This window comes from Bacillus sp. 103mf (genome assembly GCF_900116295.1).
Classification (GTDB): Bacteria; Bacillota; Bacilli; order Bacillales; family Bacillaceae_G; genus Bacillus_A; species Bacillus_A bruguierae.
In genome coordinates, this window is record NZ_FPAF01000001.1 from 580,993 (window position 1) to 602,455 (window position 21,463).

At 34.5% G+C, this 21,463-nt stretch carries 23 protein-coding genes; 6 read left to right on the top strand and 17 right to left on the bottom strand.

Annotated elements, in window-relative coordinates; all coding sequences use genetic code 11:
• Positions 1 to 452: 452 nt before the first annotated feature.
• From BM350_RS02830 to BM350_RS02865, 8 genes are all read right to left on the bottom strand, one after another.
• On the bottom strand, positions 453 to 1,583 hold the full coding sequence (locus BM350_RS02830; RefSeq protein ID WP_090914270.1) for an N-acetyldiaminopimelate deacetylase: 1,131 nt from the start codon (positions 1,581 to 1,583) through the stop codon (positions 453 to 455).
• Positions 1,584 to 1,640: 57 nt separating this feature from the next.
• On the bottom strand, positions 1,641 to 2,363 hold the full coding sequence (gene dapD / locus BM350_RS02835) for a 2,3,4,5-tetrahydropyridine-2,6-dicarboxylate N-acetyltransferase (protein WP_090914268.1): 723 nt from the start codon (positions 2,361 to 2,363) through the stop codon (positions 1,641 to 1,643).
• A gap of 71 nt (positions 2,364 to 2,434) precedes the next feature.
• Positions 2,435 to 3,292 carry a LysR family transcriptional regulator gene (locus tag BM350_RS02840; RefSeq protein ID WP_139207618.1) on the bottom strand — a complete coding sequence of 286 codons (858 nt, stop codon included), beginning with the start codon at positions 3,290 to 3,292 and terminating at the stop codon, positions 2,435 to 2,437.
• Positions 3,293 to 3,367: 75 nt separating this feature from the next.
• On the bottom strand, positions 3,368 to 3,811 hold the full coding sequence (cbpB, locus tag BM350_RS02845) for a cyclic-di-AMP-binding protein CbpB (RefSeq protein ID WP_090914266.1): 444 nt from the start codon (positions 3,809 to 3,811) through the stop codon (positions 3,368 to 3,370).
• Between the two features lie 219 nt (positions 3,812 to 4,030).
• Entirely contained in the window at positions 4,031 to 4,222 is a 192-nt protein-coding gene (abbA, locus tag BM350_RS02850) for an antirepressor AbbA (RefSeq protein ID WP_090914264.1), read from the bottom strand.
• Positions 4,223 to 4,308: 86 nt separating this feature from the next.
• Positions 4,309 to 4,827 (bottom strand): ribonuclease H-like YkuK family protein, encoded by a 519-nt coding sequence (locus BM350_RS02855; protein WP_090914262.1) that lies wholly within the window; start codon positions 4,825 to 4,827, stop codon positions 4,309 to 4,311.
• A 74-nt stretch (positions 4,828 to 4,901) separates the two neighbouring features.
• Positions 4,902 to 5,051: a hypothetical protein gene (locus BM350_RS26730; protein ID WP_090914260.1), complete on the bottom strand. Its 150-nt coding sequence runs from the start codon at positions 5,049 to 5,051 to the stop codon at positions 4,902 to 4,904.
• A 286-nt stretch (positions 5,052 to 5,337) separates the two neighbouring features.
• Positions 5,338 to 5,574, bottom strand: a complete 237-nt coding sequence (locus tag BM350_RS02865) for a YkuJ family protein (protein ID WP_020059327.1) — start codon at positions 5,572 to 5,574, stop codon at positions 5,338 to 5,340.
• 341 nt (positions 5,575 to 5,915) lie between these two features.
• Here BM350_RS02865 and BM350_RS02870 point away from each other — a divergent pair, with 341 nt between their 5' ends.
• Positions 5,916 to 6,155 carry a glutaredoxin domain-containing protein gene (locus tag BM350_RS02870; protein WP_090914258.1) on the top strand — a complete coding sequence of 80 codons (240 nt, stop codon included), beginning with the start codon at positions 5,916 to 5,918 and terminating at the stop codon, positions 6,153 to 6,155.
• Between the two features lie 146 nt (positions 6,156 to 6,301).
• Here the strand turns inward: BM350_RS02870 and BM350_RS02875 are convergent, their stop codons facing one another.
• From BM350_RS02875 to fadH, 3 genes are all read right to left on the bottom strand, one after another.
• Positions 6,302 to 6,793 carry a DUF3993 domain-containing protein gene (locus BM350_RS02875; protein WP_090914257.1) on the bottom strand — a complete coding sequence of 164 codons (492 nt, stop codon included), beginning with the start codon at positions 6,791 to 6,793 and terminating at the stop codon, positions 6,302 to 6,304.
• 184 nt (positions 6,794 to 6,977) lie between these two features.
• The gene (locus tag BM350_RS02880) at positions 6,978 to 8,195 is read right to left on the bottom strand and encodes an EAL domain-containing protein (RefSeq protein ID WP_090914255.1); all 1,218 of its coding nucleotides are present in this window, start codon (positions 8,193 to 8,195) and stop codon (positions 6,978 to 6,980) included.
• A 223-nt stretch (positions 8,196 to 8,418) separates the two neighbouring features.
• Positions 8,419 to 9,183: a 2,4-dienoyl-CoA reductase gene (gene fadH / locus BM350_RS02885; protein ID WP_090914253.1), complete on the bottom strand. Its 765-nt coding sequence runs from the start codon at positions 9,181 to 9,183 to the stop codon at positions 8,419 to 8,421.
• A gap of 198 nt (positions 9,184 to 9,381) precedes the next feature.
• Here fadH and BM350_RS02890 point away from each other — a divergent pair, with 198 nt between their 5' ends.
• Positions 9,382 to 10,248: a metallophosphoesterase gene (locus BM350_RS02890; protein ID WP_090914250.1), complete on the top strand. Its 867-nt coding sequence runs from the start codon at positions 9,382 to 9,384 to the stop codon at positions 10,246 to 10,248.
• Positions 10,249 to 10,354: 106 nt separating this feature from the next.
• A complete protein-coding gene (locus BM350_RS02895) occupies positions 10,355 to 10,561 on the top strand; it encodes a hypothetical protein (RefSeq protein WP_090914248.1) in 207 nt (68 codons plus the stop codon).
• Between the two features lie 322 nt (positions 10,562 to 10,883).
• Here the strand turns inward: BM350_RS02895 and BM350_RS02900 are convergent, their stop codons facing one another.
• Positions 10,884 to 12,992: an RNA degradosome polyphosphate kinase gene (locus BM350_RS02900; RefSeq protein WP_090914246.1), complete on the bottom strand. Its 2,109-nt coding sequence runs from the start codon at positions 12,990 to 12,992 to the stop codon at positions 10,884 to 10,886.
• A 110-nt stretch (positions 12,993 to 13,102) separates the two neighbouring features.
• Positions 13,103 to 14,641, bottom strand: coding sequence for a Ppx/GppA family phosphatase (locus BM350_RS02905; RefSeq protein WP_090914244.1), 1,539 nt, complete (start codon positions 14,639 to 14,641; stop codon positions 13,103 to 13,105).
• A 426-nt stretch (positions 14,642 to 15,067) separates the two neighbouring features.
• Here BM350_RS02905 and BM350_RS02915 point away from each other — a divergent pair, with 426 nt between their 5' ends.
• Entirely contained in the window at positions 15,068 to 15,526 is a 459-nt protein-coding gene (locus tag BM350_RS02915) for a YkyB family protein (protein WP_090914240.1), read from the top strand.
• Positions 15,527 to 15,557: 31 nt separating this feature from the next.
• Here BM350_RS02915 and BM350_RS02920 read toward each other — a convergent pair whose 3' ends face one another.
• The 4 genes from BM350_RS02920 to BM350_RS02930 all read right to left on the bottom strand — a co-directional run bounded on the left by BM350_RS02920 (position 15,558) and on the right by BM350_RS02930 (position 18,499).
• Positions 15,558 to 16,178, bottom strand: coding sequence for a YkyA family protein (locus tag BM350_RS02920; protein ID WP_139207626.1), 621 nt, complete (start codon positions 16,176 to 16,178; stop codon positions 15,558 to 15,560).
• Positions 16,179 to 16,234: 56 nt separating this feature from the next.
• On the bottom strand, positions 16,235 to 17,053 hold the full coding sequence (locus BM350_RS02925) for a peptidoglycan-N-acetylglucosamine deacetylase (RefSeq protein WP_170857639.1): 819 nt from the start codon (positions 17,051 to 17,053) through the stop codon (positions 16,235 to 16,237).
• A gap of 284 nt (positions 17,054 to 17,337) precedes the next feature.
• A complete protein-coding gene (locus BM350_RS26735) occupies positions 17,338 to 17,511 on the bottom strand; it encodes a hypothetical protein (protein ID WP_170857640.1) in 174 nt (57 codons plus the stop codon).
• A gap of 451 nt (positions 17,512 to 17,962) precedes the next feature.
• Positions 17,963 to 18,499, bottom strand: coding sequence for a hypothetical protein (locus BM350_RS02930; protein ID WP_090914237.1), 537 nt, complete (start codon positions 18,497 to 18,499; stop codon positions 17,963 to 17,965).
• Between the two features lie 714 nt (positions 18,500 to 19,213).
• On the opposite strand from BM350_RS02930, the gene BM350_RS02935 reads away from it, so the two are divergent.
• On the top strand, positions 19,214 to 20,749 hold the full coding sequence (locus BM350_RS02935) for an MDR family MFS transporter (protein ID WP_090914235.1): 1,536 nt from the start codon (positions 19,214 to 19,216) through the stop codon (positions 20,747 to 20,749).
• 412 nt (positions 20,750 to 21,161) lie between these two features.
• Positions 21,162 to 21,437, top strand: coding sequence for a hypothetical protein (locus BM350_RS25995; protein WP_139207616.1), 276 nt, complete (start codon positions 21,162 to 21,164; stop codon positions 21,435 to 21,437).
• Positions 21,438 to 21,463: the final 26 nt, after the last annotated feature.

Below are 21,463 nucleotides of genomic sequence, written 5' to 3' on the forward strand. Positions count from 1 at the left end.
CTAGAATTACAAAAAAAAATGTACTATATAAATACAAATTAAAAAATCGACATAAAACCCTCTTTCTTTTTAAGTGGGCGAGAGCATCTGGCCATGCATAGAAGCGGTCAGGGCCTTTTTTTGCCACATGCAAGGTTTAAAACAAAAGGAGAAAGCAAGTAGCGGGCATGTTGTATTCTGCATAGCAGCGACTTATAAAGAAAAGCGGAGGCGGCTCGCTCAGAACAAGAGGGGGATGGAGCTTCTGACATAGAGGTGCTTTTTGCCTCGGCGGAAGACGCGAAGCCACCGACTGTTCTAGACGCTGGAGCTGGATCATAAAGAAAGGCGAAGCCGACTGTTTAGGCCCGTTGGCTAAGGTTCTAGGAGGCAGAGCTAGACAAAGATGTTGAAAAATTAAAATGGGTATATATAGACCACGAAAATTTTATTATACAAAAAAGGAACAGGCATTACACCCTGTTCCCTTTCCATTTTACGTATGTTGTTAAAAATAGAATCGCTTTTTCAATTGCTGATTCACCCGGCTGTAATTTCGCATGATGTAGACCATATTCAGATTCGACACCGAGCCAAAACATAAAACCTGGAATCTCACGCAGCATATATCCGAAATCTTCTCCTGTCATCGCTTCTGTGCAAGTGATAACATTCATATCTGTATGTTCGTCCGTAAACTCCATAAATTCCTTCGTTAACGTTTCATCGTTATATACTTGGTGATACATCGCTCCGTAATCAATATGCGCTGTACACTCAAAAGACGTTTCGATTCCAGTAACAATTGCTTCAATTCGTCCCTTTACTCGTTTCATAGATTCAACAGATAATGTACGAATCGTTCCTTCTAAACGAGCCTTTTCTGCAATAATATTCTGTACCGTTCCACCAGTAATTTTTCCGATTGTAATAACTGCACTATCTAGCGGATTCACATTGCGACTAATAACAGATTGTAGCTGTGTGACAAGATGGCTTGCGGCAACAATCATATCGTTTGCTGTATGCGGATATGCTGCATGTCCACCTTTCCCTTTCAAATCAATGTATAACTCGGATGTATTCGCAAAAAGCAATCCCTCTTTTGTCGCAATTGATCCAACTGGATATTCTGGTGCAATATGAAGCCCAAGAATCATATCTGGTTTCCATGCTTCTAACTCTTCACTTTGTAATAGTGGAAGAGCACCACCCGGCCCTTCCTCAGCTGGTTGAAAAATAAAAACAAGATCATCATCAATTCGCTCTGTAACAAAAGCTGTTAATAACCCAAGACCAATTGTTGTATGCATATCATGCCCGCATGCGTGCATCATCCCTTCATGTAATGAGGCAAATTCATATCCTGTCTCTTCCGTAATTGGAAGTCCGTCAATATCAGCACGATAACCAATTGTTTTTTCTGGATTACGGCCATGTACTTTTACAATGACACCTGTTTTCCATGTCTTTACTTCCATATACTCACTCGGAAGGGTATTTATATAGTTTAAAATATATTGCTGTGTTTTCCATTCTTGAAAACCAAGCTCTGGAATTTGATGTAAATCTCTGCGCATTTGAATAAATTTATTTATCATCATCGTTTCACCACCATTGATAAAAAGCGTAAGAGCCTACAAGCCCTTACGCTTTCTTTTTTATTCTTCTGGATTCAGTTGACGAAGCTCTTGTTTAATTTCTGTTTTTGCTTTAGTTTTTTCGTCAATTTCTTTAATAACACGCGCTGGCGTTCCTGCAACAACTGTGTATGGTGGTACATCTTCTGTTACAACTGCACCAGCTGCAACAACTGCACCTTTACCTACTGTAACACCTTCTAGAACTACTACGTTTGCACCAATTACAACATCATCTTCAACGATAACTGGTTTTGCAGAAGGTGGCTCGATAACGCCTGCAAGTACAGCACCAGCTCCAACGTGACAGTTCTTACCTACCGTTGCACGCCCACCAAGCACTGCATTCATATCAATCATTGAACCTTCACCAATTACAGCACCAATGTTAATTGTTGCGTTCATCATAATAACTGCATTATCACCAATTTCAACTTGGTCACGAATAATAGCACCTGGTTCAATACGTGCCTTAATACCTTTTAAGTCAAGCATTGGAATTGCCGAGTTACGACGATCATTTTCTACAACGTAATCTACAACATGTTTTTTATTTTCTTCAAGGATTGTCTTAATTTCAGACCATTCTCCAAATAATACGCCTGATTTTTTATTTACAAATGCTTGTACTGTTTCTGGGAATGTAATTTCTTTTAAATCCCCTTTTATGTATACCTTTACAGGAGTTTTCTTCTCACTTTTTTGAATAAACGAGATAATCTCGTTTGCATCCATCATCTTCATGCTTGTTGCCTCCTAAATCCATTTATACTGTTACTCTACCAAACGAAAAGACTCCTCGCAAGAAAATAATCTTATTTTTCTGCTTGAATTTCTTCAATAATATCTAAAAACGCCTGCACTTGTTTTAATTGTCGAGCCGATTCACTTGTTAATAACCACGTTTCTCTCGTCAGTTGTACTGGAGTTTTATATGTCTTTTCCCTTACTTCTTTTAAAACAGTAGAGGGCAAAAGTGCATAACCAATACCATTTAAAACAAGTTGCTTACATGTTTCAATTTGATCGACAACAATCGTACGTTTAGGGGGATTAGAAAATAAACCATACCACCAATTTTGGATTTGTCCATAATATGTCGAATCACTTTTAAATTGAATAAACGGTCTATTGGTGTCTTTTAACATGGAAATATCCTTAATTTCCGTATCAACTAAATACAACTCATCTTCAAACAATTGTTGTTTATATCCTTTATATTCTTGTGTCCCTCGCAAAATTGCAACATGAACATCACCTTCGTAAAAATGATTTTGCACTTCACTGCTCCACCCTGTGAAGAGAGAAATTTTTACAAATGGATACTTTTGTACAAACATTTTTAAAACTGGCGGCAACCAATATTGTCCAATGACAGAGGCAACAGCAATCTTTAACGTACCGTATGTTTCTGTTTGAAAAGTTGCTAATTCGCTCTTAATTGCTTCCTCTCTTTGCAACATATCTTTAGCATAATTCGCCACCTTCTCGCCTTCTGGTGTAATCGTTAGTCCTTTTTGAGAGCGAATAAAAAACTTCATCCCCCATTGTTTTTCCATCGATTGTAGCCTTTGACTAAGCGCTGGTTGTGATACAAATAAACGCTCAGAAGCCTTTCGCATATTTAACTCTTGTGCTAAGATAACCATCATCTGAAAATCATCAATTTGCAATGTTTTCCCCTTCTTTCGTTACAACTGAACGATAAAAGCGACTTCTTCTTTCAGTTGAAGTCGCCTTTTCCAACATTATCGATTAAATCGTCTTACTGTTTTATTTAGTAATTTTAAAATTGCCCGGCGCGTCAAAATCCCTTCAAAATATCCTTCATCGTTCTCAACACATACAAACGGATGATCAATCGTCACCTCTAGTGCTTTTGAAAATGAATCCTGTAACTTCAGACGTGGAATGTCACCCTTCATTACACTTTCTACTTTCATATCCTCTAATTTTTCAAACTCAATACGCTCTAGCCCTAAAATACCGTCCAAAATCATTGCTGTACTTACTAATCCATGCAATTTGTACATCGGATCTAATACTGGAATTGCTGAATAACCAGATTTTACCAAAACAAGCAAAGCATGCTCCAAACTATTTCTAATTTGAACATGAGCTACTTTTTCCGATGAAATCATTAAGTCTTTTACAAAAACTTGTTGAAACTCTTCTTTCGGAATGCTAATCATATTAATATCCCCCACTTTAACTCATTCTAACAAGTAGCAATTGTAAACCAATCGTAAAAAAACAATTCATTCAAGTAATGCTCTACTTTCTCAATTCTATTTTTAGTTTATGACAGCGTTTACACATTATTATTTGTCCTTATTTTCTTATTATAAAAATAAATAATCACAGTTCATTTTACCATAGAAACAAAAGAAAAGACCACCATTCTGGCAGCCTTAATATCCTTCATTTTTCAGCCGAGCAAATAAGTTTGTAACCTGTTTATAATGAGATATATCTGTTTTCTTTCGTCCAGTTTCGATATCAGAAAGTTCAACGGAAAGTATTTCACTCGCATAATTTTGCCGAAACAACACATCTAACAATAAGTTTTGTTCTTCTTTCGTTAAATCAATTTCTCTACTCATTTTCTCCTCCCCTTGTTCAACCGTCCTTATTATTTATTATACAAAATATTCCTTTTATTTAATAGATTGAAAATTTAGCACAAAAATTATTTCGTGTACCGATTAGCATAGCTAAAAGCCGCATATGCATCCGGTTTAATCTTAGGAATTAATCCCATTGCTGTAATTTTATTTGTCATATCTAAAATAAACTCTCTCGTTAAACCGTATTTCCCAATATCCAAATGAATCTCCATAACAAATTCAGCACCTTCTCCGCGGTATGGATAAAGAATATCCCACAGCTGTTGTATTCGCTTAGGTGTAAATAAACAAGCAATCTCTTGGCTAAATTGTGTTTCCAAATAAATTTTCTCTCGTAAACTCGGGGGCTTTCGCTTTATTGTTTGGTGGTATAAACACCCCCATGCCCCTTTTCCAACTCGATGCAAATGAATAGCTGTAATAAAACGTGTATCATTTTGATGTACTTGTGAATCTGTTCCAATTGACAATCGATACATATTACGCGGTGCACTTTGAATAAAATGACAAATCCTTGAGAATACAGCTTCAAAACTCATGTTTCGCTCTGATAAATTATAAAATTGATATTCTCCGCCCATATAGTCACGTCCCTTCTCATAGACAGACTTTCGCATTCTCATTGTATGGGACAGAGTAACAAAATATGTCTTACTTATCCCTTGCTCGTTTCAATATTCCGGATTAAATATGTACAAAATGGACATTTGAAAATAACATTTTGATTAGATTGCGCTGTTAATACATGTGTAATCTCTGATTGTCTATGACACTTTGGACATACAACAACAGGCATTTTTTCCATTTTTCTCACCTCCTTTTTACGCTACTTACGAATGGATCTCTATCTCAAAATAAAGTAAGAGCTTCCCATCAGTTCGTTTAAGAATGATCCTTTTGATGGAATTTTCACTTTATAGAATGTGTTATCAGTGTAGGACTAGAGAGAGAATATTATTCAGCATATAAAGTGAAACTTCCATCTATCTTCTTCACTTCTCTCTGAATCTTGAGGTGGGGGTCTTACTGCCCTCGAATAGCGGGATAAAAAAAGAAGGTGCCTTCATTCTGAGGCACCTTCTTTTTATGTATCAAGAAAGAATGTCGTAAATTTCGATTGCAACCATATCAATATTATCGAATTGATATACTTGTGGTTTTTCTCCTTGTTGATACACTTCTAGCTCGTACATATCGCTTTTATCAAAATATTTTACGCTACATTTGCGTTCACCGTTCACTTCAAAATAGCGTTGTGCTACTTCGCCGCTTTCAGCTTGTTCTTTTAGACTAACAAGACGAGTTAAAATTCCTTGGAGCAGAGACATGAAATCTCCCCTTTCTCTAATATTCCTACGAATAGGTTTTGCAGCAATACTCATTCTATCCGTCATAACTGAAAAAATGTCCCACACCCTAGGATAATGGTTATGAGCAAGAAACTCAACTAAAATTTGTCGAAAAAACATACAAAAAGCCGAAATACACACTTCTATCACTTTTCTTCCATGATTAATAGAAAATACTTGACATCAAAATTTCGAAAAACTAAAAGAAGATTGCGTATAGCCTCTCATATAAAAAACATCTGTATGAATGAAAAATTGACTTTATTGCAGTTTTTTTCATACGAGAATATAATGAGAAGGAGTTAAAAAGGAGGATTTACATGAAGAAAGTAGATATATACACACAACCTGATTGTCCACCGTGTCAAATTATAAAAGAATTTTTAAAACATAATCATGTTACTTTTACAGAATATGATGTCAAAAAAGATGCTGCAGCTCGCAATCGTCTCCTCTATGATTATGAGTCCTATTCTACCCCTACTGTTGTTATAGATGGAGAAGTTGTAGCAGGATTTCAAGTTGAAAAATTACAACAACTTTTAGAATTAGAACAATAAAAAAAGTGACAGTATATAAGTCACTTTTTTTCGCTATCCGCCAATGGTAAATTCCTTGCCTCAATACTTTAAGGACACCAAAATGGAGACGATAAAATGAAATTCCTGTCATTTTGGAACGGCCTCTTAATAACAAGAGTTTCACGTTACTCTTTTTCGTATGTTTTTATTTCAGATAAGAGCTGTTTATTTTCATGATACCCCGCCAATTTCCATTTATCACCATTCCTTTGCAATGTCATAATTTGATACTCATCCGTTTTCATATTCCGTTCATACACGTATAACAAATTATGCTCTTGATTGTATACAATTTTTGTTTTTGATGAAAAAGTAAATGGTGCTTCTTTAGTAGGCAATAAATATTGAGCACTCCGTTTCACATCCTGATTATTTTCATCCGTAAAAACTTGAAGGAAGTTATCCGTGAAATAAGGAGATAATGTGTCATACATTTTATCCATTGATAGTCGCTTACCACGAATAGAAAACTGCGCTTCATATCCCTTTTGAATCGTTTCAAATATTTCATTTTGATCAATTTTTGTTTCTTCTTTTCCAAGAACCGTTGTTACGCCTTGTCCAATTACAAATGCAACAAAAAGAAATAGCACAATCCAAATCCCGTATTTCCTCATTTTCGCACCCTCCTTATAAAAAGAGCTTATCCTTCTACTATTCATTGTAGCAATGATTATGCCATGAAAGAGTAGCTTTCGTTCGTAAAATGTTTACAACGATAGACACCATTCTTATCATAGTTGTCACTATTACCAATTTATGATAAAAACAAACAAAAAAATGCACGAAATATTTCGTGCATTATAATAAAACATCTTCTTCATATAAAAATTCATAAGATAAGTCAATAAATAAATAATGCTCATCATCAATAGGAAACGAAAATGTCCGAACCAATTCACCCGTTTCAAGATCCCCGTATAAATCAGACAATCTTCCCTTTTGTTCAAAGCGTAGTTTCATAATGTTTTCTAAAAAGTACGGACGCCAGCTCCAATTTTTCATATAATACTCTGGCATTAGCACCCATTCTCCATCTTTTTTCATAACATTTCCTGATTTTTGAAATCCATCTTCATTACAAATAAAAATACGAAAGCTACAATGTGTCACTTGTTGACTAAAATTCATTAGCCATTTATTAAAATCTTCTATTCTTCTCTGTTTTGCTAATACATTCCCAACATATTCTCGAAGCGTTTCTGTCAGTTCATAAATCTTCTGCAATTTTCGTTTTTCACGCTGAATAAATTGATGACACTCATTGCCAAGACGCTCTTTCAAAATGTCTTTATCAATAAAATCAGGTAAAGATTCTTTCAGGTAATTCCCTTGGTAGTATCTCCCTCCATTTTTCCACGCATATTGCAACTGATAGAATGCATCAATATCTTCATACAATAATGTTGCTCCAATGCGTCTCGCCAAGAGTGATAATGAATACAAAATATCCTGATACGATTGTAACAACGCCGTTTGACGTAAATTTGTTAAATCTACTTTTAAAATATCAGGAGTTAACATACTCATTCTTTCAAGATTACTTGTGCCTGTTCCTACTTTGTTAATTGCGACTTGAATATCATATGTACGGTAATACATAAGTAAATGATTGAACTGTTCAATATCTTCTTTAAAATCGTGTTCTGTTATTTCTAATACAATATGATTTAAACGTAATCCTTTCTTCTCATACGTTAATAATAAATGCAGTAAACTTTCACTTTCATCACTCATCAGTATATGCGCATTACGATGCACAAATAATAAAAATGATTGATCTGTTTCCAAATACCGATCCAATGCTTTTCCTAAAATAACATTATCTACTTCAAGTTGAAATTCATATGGAATCGAATCATCGCGAAAAAATGAAGCAAGACTGTGAATCCCTTCTTCTGTTTGTATACGTCCTACTACTTCATATCCAATTACAGTATGTTCATCTGCACTAAAAATAGCTTGATAATAAGGAAGGACTTTATCCAAATTACTCATCACATCTAATGCATCTACCATAGTGCTCCCCCCCTTTACTTTTCAAAGATTATAACACGTTATGTAGAAAAAATAATAAAAAAATCCCTTCAGTTCTCCTGAAGGGATTAGAGGGGTAAAATGCTAAGGGGAATTAGCAATTCTACTATGAAGAAAAAAGAGATTTTAATCTTACCTTATAAATAGAATCTTTGTAAAGGTCCTTTTTCTAAATGTCACAAATTCGTCACAAATAACCCCTCTCTTAAAACGGATATTGATGCAAATGTTGACCACCATCCATTGTAATACAAGCTCCATTTATGTACGCTGCTTCTTCAGAGCATAAATAAAAAGCAAGACCAGCAATTTCTTCTGGTGTACCAAGCCTGCCAAGTGGAACACTGTGTAATGTTCGCTTCGCTGCTTCTTCAGATATCCAAAGCTTATCAGCTCCCCCTGTACGTTCAATTGGCCCTGGAGCAATTGCATTCACACGAATTCCATATTTACGTCCCCATTCAACAGCAAGTGTTCTCGTCATCGCTAATACACCCGCTTTCGCTGCTGCTGAATGAATAACACCAGGACCTGCATCCCATGCATAAGTTGCAACCATATTAATAATTGTTCCTTTTATCCCTTTTTCAATCCAGTATTTACCGATAGATTGACTGCAATAAAATGTACCATTTAACACGATGTTAATAACAGCATTCCAACCATTTGGCGATAAATCTTCAGCATGACAAAGAAAATTTCCTGCTGCATTATTTACGAGTACATCAATGCGTCCAAATTCTTTATCGATTTTTTCAATCATCGCTTTTATATCCTCAATATTACGCACATCCATTTGCACTGGTAATATTTGTCCTTCAAATTGTTCAATTTCTTTCTTTGTCTCTTCTAACTTTTCTAGTGTACGTCCTGTAATTACAACTCGCGCTCCTTCTTTTGCAAAACGAGTTGCCATTCCTTTTCCCATTCCACTTGAACCACCTGTAATTACAACTACTTTTTCTTTCATAATTTTCCCTCCCTAAAATGAATACATATTCATTTTATCATTTTATTCGACGGAATTCTTTATAAATTTAAATTTTTCTGATATATTTTAATAAAATACACTATAAATTAACGAAAGGAGAGAAGATACGCAGCGACTCATTCTAACAAATCACATCTTTCTACTATTATCATTTTCTATCATCTCGCTCATATAAATATGAATCAAATAACAAGAAGAAATTTTATAAAAAAAGGCATTCGCACACTATTATATACTTGTATAACGACTGGTACAGGTTACTATTATGCAAAGTTTATAGAACCATCCCTTCTCTCTTTTACGTATCATACACTTCATTCTCCACTTATTCCATATGGGTTTAACGGTATTAAAATTGTTCAATTTAGTGATTTACATTTAGGATATTATTATTCACTGCAGCAACTTTCTAAAGTAGTTGCAAAAATAAATGAAAAAAAACCAGATATCGTATTCTTTACCGGAGATTTAATCGACAATTATCAAACATATGAAGATACTCCATTTGTCTCATCAATTTTACAAACGATTCATGCCCCGCTCGGTAAATTTGCTGTTTTCGGTAATCACGATCATGGTGGATACGGAACAGAATACTATGATCACATCATGAAGCAATCCGGATTTGAAATATTACAAAATGCTGAAAAACGCATTCGTCTACTAGATGGAAGTGAAATTTCTATTTTCGGTATTGACGATATTATGCTTGGCAAACCTGACATACATGGAATCTTAAAACAAGCGCAAGATCATCTTTATACGATTGTTCTCGTACATGAACCCGATGTTGCACCGCATATTGCAACTTTCCCTATTAATTTACAACTTTCTGGACATAGTCACGGTGGACAAGTGCAACTCCCTTTCTTTGGCGCCATTATTACTCCTGCATTTGCAAAGCATTATATTGAAGGCTTTTATCATATTAAGCAAAACTACGAGTTGTTATTACATGTAAATCGCGGCCTTGGAACAACGCGTGTGCCATTTCGATTTTTAGCAAAACCAGAAATTACACTCTTCACATTACAATCGACATAATATCTGAATACGTTTCGCCTATTTTCTGCACCACTCTCTCTTGTACTCGCTCATCCACACTATTTTCCCATATGATAACAATGAGTTCATTGAAGGAGGTTTTAACATGTATCCTCAATATCAGCCAATTCCCTTCCGCTCAGCTCCAGTTGGTCCAATCGGAGATTCACGATTTGTCCCATTTTTCGGATTTCCGTTTTTAGCTGGGCTTGCAGGAGGTTTACTTGGCGGAGCATTGGCATTTGGACCTAGACCATATTGCCCACCGTATCCTTGCTACGGCTACCCTTATCCAACACCGTATTTTTACTAATGTAAGTAGAAACAACTATGTAAAAAAGGCCTCAAATCGAGGCCTTTTTTCTATATATCTTATTCTATTACGTACAAATACATCCATTTTCATTTTTCAATATGTAAATCACCGCTATGCAGACTAAAAAATAACCTCCTATCACTTTTCATCTTGCATTTGGTAGTAAAAATCCCTGACCGCTTCTATGCATGGCCAGATACTCTCGTCTCCCTAAAAGGAAAGGGGGTTTTTATGTCGTTTTTTTAACTTGTATATATAAAAAGAAAATAATTTTATGTCGTTTTTTCAATTTATACTTATAAAGATTTCCCGTTTCACTTTATTCCTCTTCAGTGTGTATATATGCCATTTGAAAGAGCTGCACTTGACTTTCAATATTTTCTATACGATCCCTTACCACATAATGATATTCTCCATGTTCATTTTGTTCACGTGCTTTTACATTATCATCTAAAATAAGTTGTAAAACATCTTTAATTCGCGTTTTCATATCAAGTCCTAAAATAGGAAATGATATTTCTACACGCTTTTCCATATTACGCGTCATCCAATCGGCTGAAGATAAAAATATTTTTTCCTCTCCATTATGGTGAAAATAATAAATACGACTATGCTCTAAATAACGACCTACCACACTAATAACGCGAATATTATCACTTACACCTAGAATTTGAGGGCGTAAACAACAAATCCCCCTCACAATGAGATCAACTTTTACACCGGATTGCGATGCTTCGTATAATTTTTGAATGAGCGGCTTATCTGTTAAAGAATTCATTTTTGCTATAATATAGCCATTTCCATATTGTTTATGATAGCGAATCTCTTCATCAATGAGTTCAATAAATTGCTGACGAATATCAAACGGGGCAACAGATAATTGATGAAAATGTGGTTTCATCGTATATCCGCTTAAATAGTTAAAAAAGTTTGTTGCATCAATTCCGAAATCTTTGCGTGATGTAATATATCCAAAGTCAGTATATAATTTCGCTGTTGCATCATTATAATTCCCTGTACCTAAATGAACAAATCGCTCAATTTTCCCATGCTTCCGCCTTACAACAAGCGTAATTTTACTATGTGTTTTCAAATGGCTAACACCATAAATCACATGACAGCCTGCTTTTTCTAATTCTTTTGCCCATTGGACATTATTTTCTTCATCAAAACGAGCCTTTAATTCCACAAGTACTGTCACTTGCTTCCCATTTTCTGCAGCTGTTTTTAAAGCTTGAATCACGGGTGAATCCCCACTTACACGGTATAGTGTTTGTTTGATTGCTAATACATCTGGATCTTCAGCTGCCTCTGCTACAAAATCAATGACAGGATGAAATGACTCAAACGGATGATGTAATAAAATATCTTGTTCTAGCACTTTTTCAAATATATTTTCCTCGTCATCTAAATCTTGAGATGGTTGAGGAATAAATGCAGGATATATTAGATGCTCATATGTAGGTGCTAACTTTTTATAGAGCGCAAATAAACATGTTAGATCAAGCGGACCCTCAATCATATATACATCTTCATCTTTCACTTCTAACACTTCGTATAATAGAGACAATACTCTTTTATCTAAATTATCCGTCCCTACCTCTAAACGAACCGCCGCTCCCCATTTTCGTTTTTTTAATTCTTTCTCAATGACTTTCAATAAATCACGTGCGCCTTCCTCATGAATTGTTAAATCTGCATTACGCGTAATTCGAAAACGCGTAACAGATGATACTTTGTATCCTGTAAATAATTTATGAGTAAAGTTACTAATCACGTCTTCTAAAAAAATAAATTTTTGCTTATTATCTTCATTAGGTAAAAAAATAAAGCGTTCTAATAGTGAGGGAACTTGAACGATGCCAAGCTTTGTCCGATTTTCTTCTACTGTTTGTCTTTCATCATATAAAATAGCAGCTAAATTTAAGCTTTTATTTAATAACATAGGAAACGGTCGATACGCATCAATTGCTACAGGTGTTAACACAGGGAAAATCTGTTCATCAAAATATTCCTCAATAAATTCTCGTTGTTCTTTCGTTAAATCACGAAAAGACAACTTTTCGATTCCTTCTTCCTGCAGTGCAGGAAGTAAAACATTTTGATAAGTGTCATACTGTACTTGCATTAATTCATGTGCTTTATATGAAATTTTCCCCAGTTGTTTTTTCGGTGTTAGTCCAGCTTTATTTTCCGGTTGATTAAATCCAGCTTTCACCTGATCTTTTAGTCCTGCAACACGCACCATGAAAAATTCATCTAAATTTGAGCTGAAGATACTAATAAACTTTAATCTCTCTAGTAATGGATTACTGTCATCTTGTGCTTCTTGTAATACTCGTTCATTAAAAGCAAGCCAACTCAATTCACGATTGTTATAATAAGCTGTATCATTCAAGTTTATAAGACTATTTTTCATCGCTTCCATATTTCCTTCACACTTCCCTCTAAAGCTTTCTCAATATAATTTAGTTATATTTATTTTAACAAATTTTTACTGGGATAAATGTAAATTTTTTGTAAAGAAGTCCGTACAACTTAACATTCTTCATGAAAATATAGATCAATGTTCATCTTTAAAATTTTCTCTATCTGCTTTTTCTGCTTTTCTGCTTGTACTTTTTCAGATAAAGCTGATTGCTTACAGTAAATATAAAAATCAAGCCCACCTTCTTTTTTCACAATACGAATAGATTCAATAAGATTACGATTGGTTACATGTAACGCTGCTGAAAATTGCAAAACCGATCCTAATAATCGGATTTTTCTTTGTTCGTCTTTTTCAAACCAACCTGTAAACGGTTCTATGCATTGTTTAAACAACAATTTTGACTTATAAGAAGCAATTAATGCTAATTTAATTCGTTCTTTATGCATCATCCCATCTATCGTTTTATTTGCCAATAAATAAAATGTATGCTGTCTGCTTGACTCTTCGTCAATATATTTTCCAATATTAAATACTTTTGCCGCTCTATGCAGCGCAGTCCAGTCTTCTCGCTCAAAAGAAACAATCCTATTTTTTTCCAATTCCTTACAAATCATTGTCGTATTTTTCATAAGCTGTATCACACCACTCATGTCCATCTCATATTCATAAGAAAGTAAGTGGAAACTTTCTTCTACAACATTTGGATAATAAGTAATCCCAAGTGAACTAACTAATTCTTCATAAAAAACTCCTTCGCGTAGTCCTTTTCTACTTAATACAAAGGACGGAGCTTCTATAATAGTTGTTAACATCTTAAACACTTCTACTGCCGGAATAATAGTATCTGCGCGATCTTTAGCAAGACCCTCTAACTTTTGCAATTCTGGAAAAGAAAGTCTTAGTAAATGTTCGTGAACATATTCAATATCAGTTGGCTTCATCTTATATAAATGCAATCCAGAAATTGGATAAGAAATGAGATTTTGGTGAATTGTCACCATATTACGCGCACTACCTCCAATTGAAATTAATGGTAATTCCTTATCTTTAAGCCACGGAAGAGATTGGAATTGATACCATAGATAACTTCTTAATTCTTCAAGTTCTTCCGAAGTTGGCGTATCATAATGAAAAAATTGTTGTTTTAACGACAACGCTCCGAACGGAAAACTATGATAGTTTACAATTTCTCGATTTTGAAAATACGTAACTTCTGTACTTCCTCCTCCAATGTCAACAGTAATCCCTTCTGTGAAAGAGGTAGAATTTGTAACAGCTATATATCCATACCGCGCTTCTTCATATTCTGACAATACTCGAAGCTTAAAATCAGTGCTCTCTTCAACAAGACATTTAATTTCCTTTTGATTTTTAGCCTGCCGAACTGTTGCCGTTGCAACGCACAATACTTTATGCAGCTGGTGAAAGCGCGTGCTTTCTTGAAATTGCAACAAAGTATGTAATAATATATGAATCCCTTCTTCGCTTAAGGAACCATCTACTAAATAATTCCGTAAGCGAGCAACTACTTTTGTATTTTCAATTTCTTTGTAAAAGCCACCACTTTGTTTTTCATAAATAACTAATCTCATTGTGTTCGATCCGATATCAATAATTCCATATTGTTTTTTCAACGCTCTCGTCATCCTTTTCTTCGTATCATTATATCGTTTTTTAAAATTACAAAACTCATCCACCATAGCATAAAAGCACATAAATGAATAAAAGACTCTTTCCAGTTTTTCCTCTCAATTAAATAAAAGTATTGACTTACTTTTAAAAAAGATATAACTATATAAATCACTGCTATACAAAACAAAATATGACCTGTATTCGGTTTCACCCTTGCATGTGGCAGGAAAAGGTCCTGATTGCTTCTATGCATGGCCTCATCCAAAAGGAAAGAGGGTCTTTATGTCGTTTTTTCAATTTGTATTTATATATTATACAAAATAGTTGTTTTTTGTCACAACATTGCTTTAATATTGAAAATACTTATATTAGCTTTCTACATAGAAAAATTGCTAACTTTTATTGAATTATGATAATGTAGACAGGAAAGGAGTGCTAAAATGAAATCTTCACAACCCCAGTCTCGTTCCTATAATCAATTTTCGGTTCATCAACTTGCTGAAGCAATTTTCAGTGTCAACCGACATGCTAAATCTGCTACAAATCCGAAATATTTATATTGGTTAAAAAAAACAGCTTTAGAACGATTAATTGCAGAAAAACAAGCTACGAAAGAAGGTTTACATTTTTCTAAAAACCCACGGTTTAGTCAGCAACAATCTGACGTTCTTGTCCGAGCAGGTAATTATTACTTCCATATCCCTCCTACGAAAGACGATTTTCGTAACCTTCCACATCTCGGCAACCTTGATTGTGCATATCGAAACCCAAAAACACATCTATCCTTAACCTCTGCTAAAAAAATGCTCCAGCAGTATATTGGAAAAGAGGCATTTCAACAAGAAAAAAAGTTAAGCGAACCAACTCCTTGGTATCGTCGTACTTACACAAAAAAATAAAGAAGCCTTGGCCGAAACGGCCAAAGCTTCTTTATTTTTTATCTTCTTTTATTTTAATATTTGCTTGCTTGTAGAAAGACAGTTTTTCTTCATTATACTGCTTTGTATATTCATTAAATTTATTTTTTGGAGAGTCAATCTCTTGATAAGATTGATTTACAACTTTCACCTTTTCACTAATCGCTTTTAATTTTTCATCTTTCGCTTGCAACATCGTATATAATTCTTTTTCTAGTTTTAATGATTTTTTATAGTTATCATACATCTTTTTGAAGGCATCATAACGGCCTTTATATGCATCTTGTACTTTCTTTGCTTGTTCTTGTAACTTTTTATCTTTAAGTTCCTTTACATATTTATCAACATCTTTTGTTTCTGCTTGTGCTTTATCTAACGTTTCCTTTTCTTTATCTAACACCTTTTCACGATCAGTAACGCTTTTTACAGCTTGATCTAACTTCTCTTTTACCACTTGATTGTTATCTTTTCCGTCTTTTACAATCTGGCCATATAATTCTTGCCCCTGCTTTTCTAATGTTTCTAATTTTTTCGCATCTTCAAAGACTGTTTTTTCTTTTTTTGCAGCATTCTCAAATGCTACATATAACTCTTCTTCTGGTTTAGGCCCGAAGCAACCTGCAAGTAAACTCATTGATATAGCTGCTACTAGTGCTACTTTTTTATATTTCAACTTCAATTCCTCCTATTTTATATACGATTATCATGCCAGAAATTTAATGGAAAATGATTTGCTTCATCGTATACTTCAAATTCATATCCTTTTTTACGAAGATCATCAATGATTGTTTGCAAAGCTTCCACTGTTTGTTTCTTTTCATGCATTAAAACGACTTCTCGTTCTTTATTAACGTGAGAAACAACATTTTGAATGACCCCATTAGGATTTCCTGGTAATTTCCAATCTAAAGAATCAACAGTCCAATCCCATTCTTTCATACCGACAGATAACATTTGATCACGCAACGCTTGAGTAAGTCCCGGCATACTTCCATATGGACAGCGAACAAGGCTCGGATGAATACCTGTTACCTCTTTCATAATATCCTGAGCTTGTTTCATTTCCTCAACAAATTTACCTTCTTTATACAGTTTGCTATAATTATGCGTCATACTATGAACACCTGGATAATGGCCTTCTTTTACTAAACGCTTTACACTATCCTTATGAGCTGGAATATTTCCACCAATCATAAAGAATGTTCCTTTTATATTATTCTTCTTTAAAATATCTAATATTTCCTTTTGAAATTCACTTGGACCATCATCAAATGTTAAGTATACTACTTTACGTATTTGACCGTTATATTTTTCTGGTGCCTCTTTTCTCAATTCTACTTTTGGTTGTTCACCGGCAAACTGAACAGTATTTTCTTGATTCGCAACTGCTCTTGCAGGAGAAGTAATGGATTGAAACATAAAAAAACCTGCTGCTACAGTAAAAATTACGATAATAGCGATACCCAATCGCTTAATTATTGTAGAGCGACGGTTCGTAACGTCTACCATTCTATCATTTCCTTTCTATTTTTCTATACATCTGTACTTTTTTCATTTTACACAGTATAAAAGAATCGACGCAATAATAAATTCCGATTATTTTCCAAACATCTTCAAAAGGAAAAGTGTAGAGATCTTTCCAACTCTACACTTTAATGAGAAATCATCGTGCAAAATGTACTGATACGTCCATCGTTTATTATATGATGATTAACTCCATTTTTAAAGGGGGTTGTTACAAAATACACAATATCTTGTAACAAAACTGCAAAAAATGTTTCAAAATAATAATGTTATAATTCTACTTTTTGCATATCCCTATTTTGATATAAACCTGTTTGCGCTAGTTCTAACAGTTCTTCAAATGAAAATCCTTCTAATGGATATATTGCTCCCGTAGACATAAATGTGATGTGTACAATATCATCTTGTAACACTTTTGTTAAATTTTTAGTGATTCGATTCACCTTACCACCTTCACATATGTTTAGAGGTGGGAGTCCTCTCGAAAGGTATGATAGATCATTTAAACAAAATAAAAAGAACCTCTCTATAAGAAGGAACTGAAAAAATTTTATTCCGCTATTCGTAGGCAGTAGGACCCCCACCTCAAGGTGCAGAGAAAAACGGAGTAGATAGATGGGGGACAACTGCGAGCATGCGCCCGATTGGTTCAACATAAAAGAAGGAAATGATACATCGACGATTTCCTTCTTCACTTATTTATAATTATATATAAGTCGCTGCTATGCAGAACAAAACATGACCTGTACTCGCTTTCTTTCTTTATTTTTATTTTTGCATTTGGCAAGAAAAGGCCCTGACTGCTTCTATGCATGGCCAGATACTCTTGTCTCCAAAAAAAGAAAGGGGTTTTTAGGGCGTTTTTTCAATTTGTATTTATACATACATTCGTTTTCAATAGGTTTCATAATTCCTTTTTATCAGCAGAGCCTCCTTTGTTTGCAATGGTCCATACACTTGGTGATTATGTTGGAATGTGTACGTAGCCCGAAGAGGCAAAGAAGGTGATATACTGTTACGAAGAGCTTTTACTTGCCATACTAAACGTGCTTTTTCTTTCGGTAATAAGTTATCAATGCGCCAACGAACAAGTTGAAAAAGAAATTCATTTTGCCCATTATCGGATGTTAAAGTATTAGGTACATACGACAACTGATCTCTAATCATATGACTGACACATATGTGAGAAACAGCTTCTTCTCCTTGATTATCTACTTCAATTTGAAGAGCAATTATATCTTGAATTCCATAATAAACAGTGTTTGAAAACGAAGAGTGTTGTTTCACATCGCACACCGTAAGCGTTACTTCTATACGAGGAATGTATTGCTTATAAGCTAAATCTTTATCAATACTCCCTGACCATAAAGCAGGTTGTATACTCAAAGTAAACTTATTTCGGTTTTCTAACTCCCCGCAATATCTCACCATACAAATTCACCCCATTCTCATATTGAATATATAACGTTCTCACTTCTACTTCTTCCATGAGCAGCCCCCGACAAAAATTTATCCTTTTTGTACTCTTTACTTTATATAGTATTCGATAAACAAAAGAAAAAATCATTTAAAAAAGCTGCACATCATATACAGCTTTTTCCTGTATTTATTTATCCTCTACTAACTATGAATAAAAACTCTCTTACTGATGAAAGTTTATCTTTGTCTAGCTCTGCTTCCTCCTTTTGTTTTAAACCTCGTATGTGGCAGGAAAAGGTCCTGACCGCTTCTATGCACGACCAGACGCTCTCGTCCTCCCCTAAAAAGAAGGGGTTTTTATGTCGTTTTTTAACTTGTATATATAGTAATTTTCCCTCTATATCTCATATAACAAAACACGTAAAATTTCCCATGCTTTCTATGTTTATGAATCATTTTTCATAATATGTTTTGTTAAGAATAATTTCCCTTCTTCACTTCTACTATAATTAAAGTCAATACTTTGAATAACAAATAATCCACAATATATGTGATCTTTGACTAAAAGATTCATGCACAAAGCAAAATAATTTTACTGAAAGAAATAATTTGTTATTTAGTCAATTTTGACTATAATATAATTTATCCCGCACTCACCATGAGTAGGGATGGAAAAATAATAATGGAAGTTTCATTTTATTATTAGTATACAAAGGAGGGCTATGCTTGGAGGAACAAATAACTCAAAAGCAAGCAAGGAATACAAAGTTCGTTGTAACTGGATTGTTACTTGGAATACTACTAGCGTCAATGGATAATACAATTGTTGCTACTGCAATGGCTACTATTGTAGGTGATTTAGGTGGATTTGATAAGTTTGTATGGGTTACTTCTGCCTATATGGTAGCTACTATGGCCGGAATGCCTATCTTCGGAAAGCTATCAGATATGTACGGACGTAAACGGTTTTACATAGGAGGATTGCTTCTCTTTTTAGTTGGTTCAATGCTTTGCGGCACTGCCAATAGCATTGAACAATTAAGTATATACCGCGCAATTCAAGGTATTGGCGGAGGAGCTCTTATGCCAATCGCCTTTACAATTATGTATGATATTTTCCCAGCGGAAAAACGCGGTAAAATGACGGGACTATTTGGAGCTGTTTTTGGAACGTCAAGTGTGTTTGGTCCGCTGCTAGGTGCGTATATTACCGACTATATTAGTTGGCACTGGGTATTTTATATTAATATCCCATTAGGAATTATCTCGCTCTTTCTAATTACAAAATACTATAAAGAATCTTTACAATATAGTAAACAAAAAATTGATTGGGCAGGTGCCGTTACTTTAATTATCGGTATCGTTTGTCTCATGTTTGCTTTAGAACTTGGTGGTAAAGAGTATGCTTGGGATTCAAGTGTAATTATTAGCTTATTTGCTACATTTACTGTTATGCTTCTTATCTTTTTCTTTATTGAACGAAAAGTGGAGGAACCGATTATTTCTTTCCATTTATTCCGAAAACGTTTATTTGCAGCAAGTCAAGGCGTTGCTTTTTTCTATGGTGCAACATTTATTATTTGCACAGTCTACATTCCGATTTTTGTTCAAGGTGTTCTTGGTGGATCTGCAGCAAATGCTGGACTAATTTTAACACCGATGATGGTAGGATCTGTTATCGGAAGTCAAATAGGCGGACAGTTAGCAACGCGTACAAGTTATCGTAACATTATGACTATCTCTGGTATTTTCTTTATTCTTGGTATGTATTTATTAAGTACATTAACAATAGATACCTCACGCGCAATGGTAACAGTCTTTATGATTTTAGCTGGATTTGGCGTTGGTTTTTCCTTCTCGGTCTTAAGTATGGCTTCTATTCATAATTTAAGTATGAGAGAACGAGGCTCTGCAACATCAACAAACTCTTTCTTCCGTTCACTTGGTATGACACTTGGTGTAACAATTTTTGGTACCATTCAAAATCATGCATTTACAGATAAACTAAAATCTATTTTCCCGCCAGAACTAGCAAAAATGGCTCCAAAAGGCGGAGATACAAGTTTCTTATTATCTCCAAATGCCACTGAAAAAATACCACCAGAAATTTTACATGGCATTAAAGATGCGCTAGCAAACTCTATCGCCGACACATTTTTATGGGCACTTATTCCTGCATCACTTAGCATTATATGTATCTTATTAATGGGAAAAGACCGATTAGTTGCACCAACAAACAAGAAACAAAAACAAGTGAGTTAACATTTCCCGGATACAGCTATATATAAATACAAATTGAAAAAATGACATAAAAACCCTCTTTTTTAGGCAGGCGAGAGCATCTGGCCATGCATAGAAGCGGTCAGAACCTTTTCCTACCACGTGCAAAGTATAAAACAAAGAGAGAAAGCAAGTAACGATCACGTTTTGTTCTGCGCGGCAGCTACTTAGATGTTGAAAAGGCAAAGTGGATTTACATATAAATATACAAGAGTAGAAAAATTTTCAGAAATCCATACAGAATTAGGCTATTAAATATATAAACAGTCACCGAGAGTGACTGTTTTTTCTATTTATAAAAACGGATTTTCTGAAGCGTTTCTTTCCATTTTTCTTTTTTGTGACCTCTCTCCTTTTTCATTACAATACAAATATATAAAGGAGGTGAAATCTTATGAATGGTCATTTAATTAAACAATACGGATTCTCCGTATACTATCATTCTTATTTACAAAAACAAATCTTATACATACTAATACTTCGCAGCGAAATCGCTTTTCAGTCCCATACATTACACCCTAATGAACAACTGGAACTACTCTCCTATGACCGATTACTCTTTCATCACGCTCACGATATATATAAACGAATACATCGTTCCTACTCTGTTTTTTCACATACATATCCACCATCACATTGGTGGTGGCATTTAGAAAATTTTTTGTTTTAACAAAATTAATTATCTTATTTTTAAAA

Excerpts from the sequence above, each read along its gene's own strand:
- BM350_RS02830 (WP_090914270.1), bottom strand. The coding sequence starts at position 1,583 with ATGATGATAAATAAATTTATTCAAATGCGCAGAGATTTACATCAAATT.
- dapD (WP_090914268.1), bottom strand. The coding sequence starts at position 2,363 with ATGAAGATGATGGATGCAAACGAGATTATCTCGTTTATTCAAAAAAGT.
- cbpB (WP_090914266.1), bottom strand. The coding sequence starts at position 3,811 with ATGATTAGCATTCCGAAAGAAGAGTTTCAACAAGTTTTTGTAAAAGAC.
- abbA (WP_090914264.1), bottom strand. The coding sequence starts at position 4,222 with ATGAGTAGAGAAATTGATTTAACGAAAGAAGAACAAAACTTATTGTTA.
- BM350_RS02855 (WP_090914262.1), bottom strand. The coding sequence starts at position 4,827 with ATGGGCGGAGAATATCAATTTTATAATTTATCAGAGCGAAACATGAGT.
- BM350_RS26730 (WP_090914260.1), bottom strand. The coding sequence starts at position 5,051 with ATGGAAAAAATGCCTGTTGTTGTATGTCCAAAGTGTCATAGACAATCA.
- BM350_RS02865 (WP_020059327.1), bottom strand. The coding sequence starts at position 5,574 with ATGTCTCTGCTCCAAGGAATTTTAACTCGTCTTGTTAGTCTAAAAGAA.
- BM350_RS02870 (WP_090914258.1), top strand. The coding sequence starts at position 5,916 with ATGAAGAAAGTAGATATATACACACAACCTGATTGTCCACCGTGTCAA.
- BM350_RS02875 (WP_090914257.1), bottom strand. The coding sequence starts at position 6,793 with ATGAGGAAATACGGGATTTGGATTGTGCTATTTCTTTTTGTTGCATTT.
- BM350_RS02880 (WP_090914255.1), bottom strand. The coding sequence starts at position 8,195 with ATGGTAGATGCATTAGATGTGATGAGTAATTTGGATAAAGTCCTTCCT.
- fadH (WP_090914253.1), bottom strand. The coding sequence starts at position 9,183 with ATGAAAGAAAAAGTAGTTGTAATTACAGGTGGTTCAAGTGGAATGGGA.
- BM350_RS02890 (WP_090914250.1), top strand. The coding sequence starts at position 9,382 with ATGAATCAAATAACAAGAAGAAATTTTATAAAAAAAGGCATTCGCACA.
- BM350_RS02895 (WP_090914248.1), top strand. The coding sequence starts at position 10,355 with ATGTATCCTCAATATCAGCCAATTCCCTTCCGCTCAGCTCCAGTTGGT.
- BM350_RS02900 (WP_090914246.1), bottom strand. The coding sequence starts at position 12,992 with ATGGAAGCGATGAAAAATAGTCTTATAAACTTGAATGATACAGCTTAT.
- BM350_RS02905 (WP_090914244.1), bottom strand. The coding sequence starts at position 14,641 with ATGACGAGAGCGTTGAAAAAACAATATGGAATTATTGATATCGGATCG.
- BM350_RS02915 (WP_090914240.1), top strand. The coding sequence starts at position 15,068 with ATGAAATCTTCACAACCCCAGTCTCGTTCCTATAATCAATTTTCGGTT.
- BM350_RS02920 (WP_139207626.1), bottom strand. The coding sequence starts at position 16,178 with ATGAGTTTACTTGCAGGTTGCTTCGGGCCTAAACCAGAAGAAGAGTTA.
- BM350_RS02925 (WP_170857639.1), bottom strand. The coding sequence starts at position 17,053 with ATGGTAGACGTTACGAACCGTCGCTCTACAATAATTAAGCGATTGGGT.
- BM350_RS02930 (WP_090914237.1), bottom strand. The coding sequence starts at position 18,499 with ATGGTGAGATATTGCGGGGAGTTAGAAAACCGAAATAAGTTTACTTTG.
- BM350_RS25995 (WP_139207616.1), top strand. The coding sequence starts at position 21,162 with ATGAATGGTCATTTAATTAAACAATACGGATTCTCCGTATACTATCAT.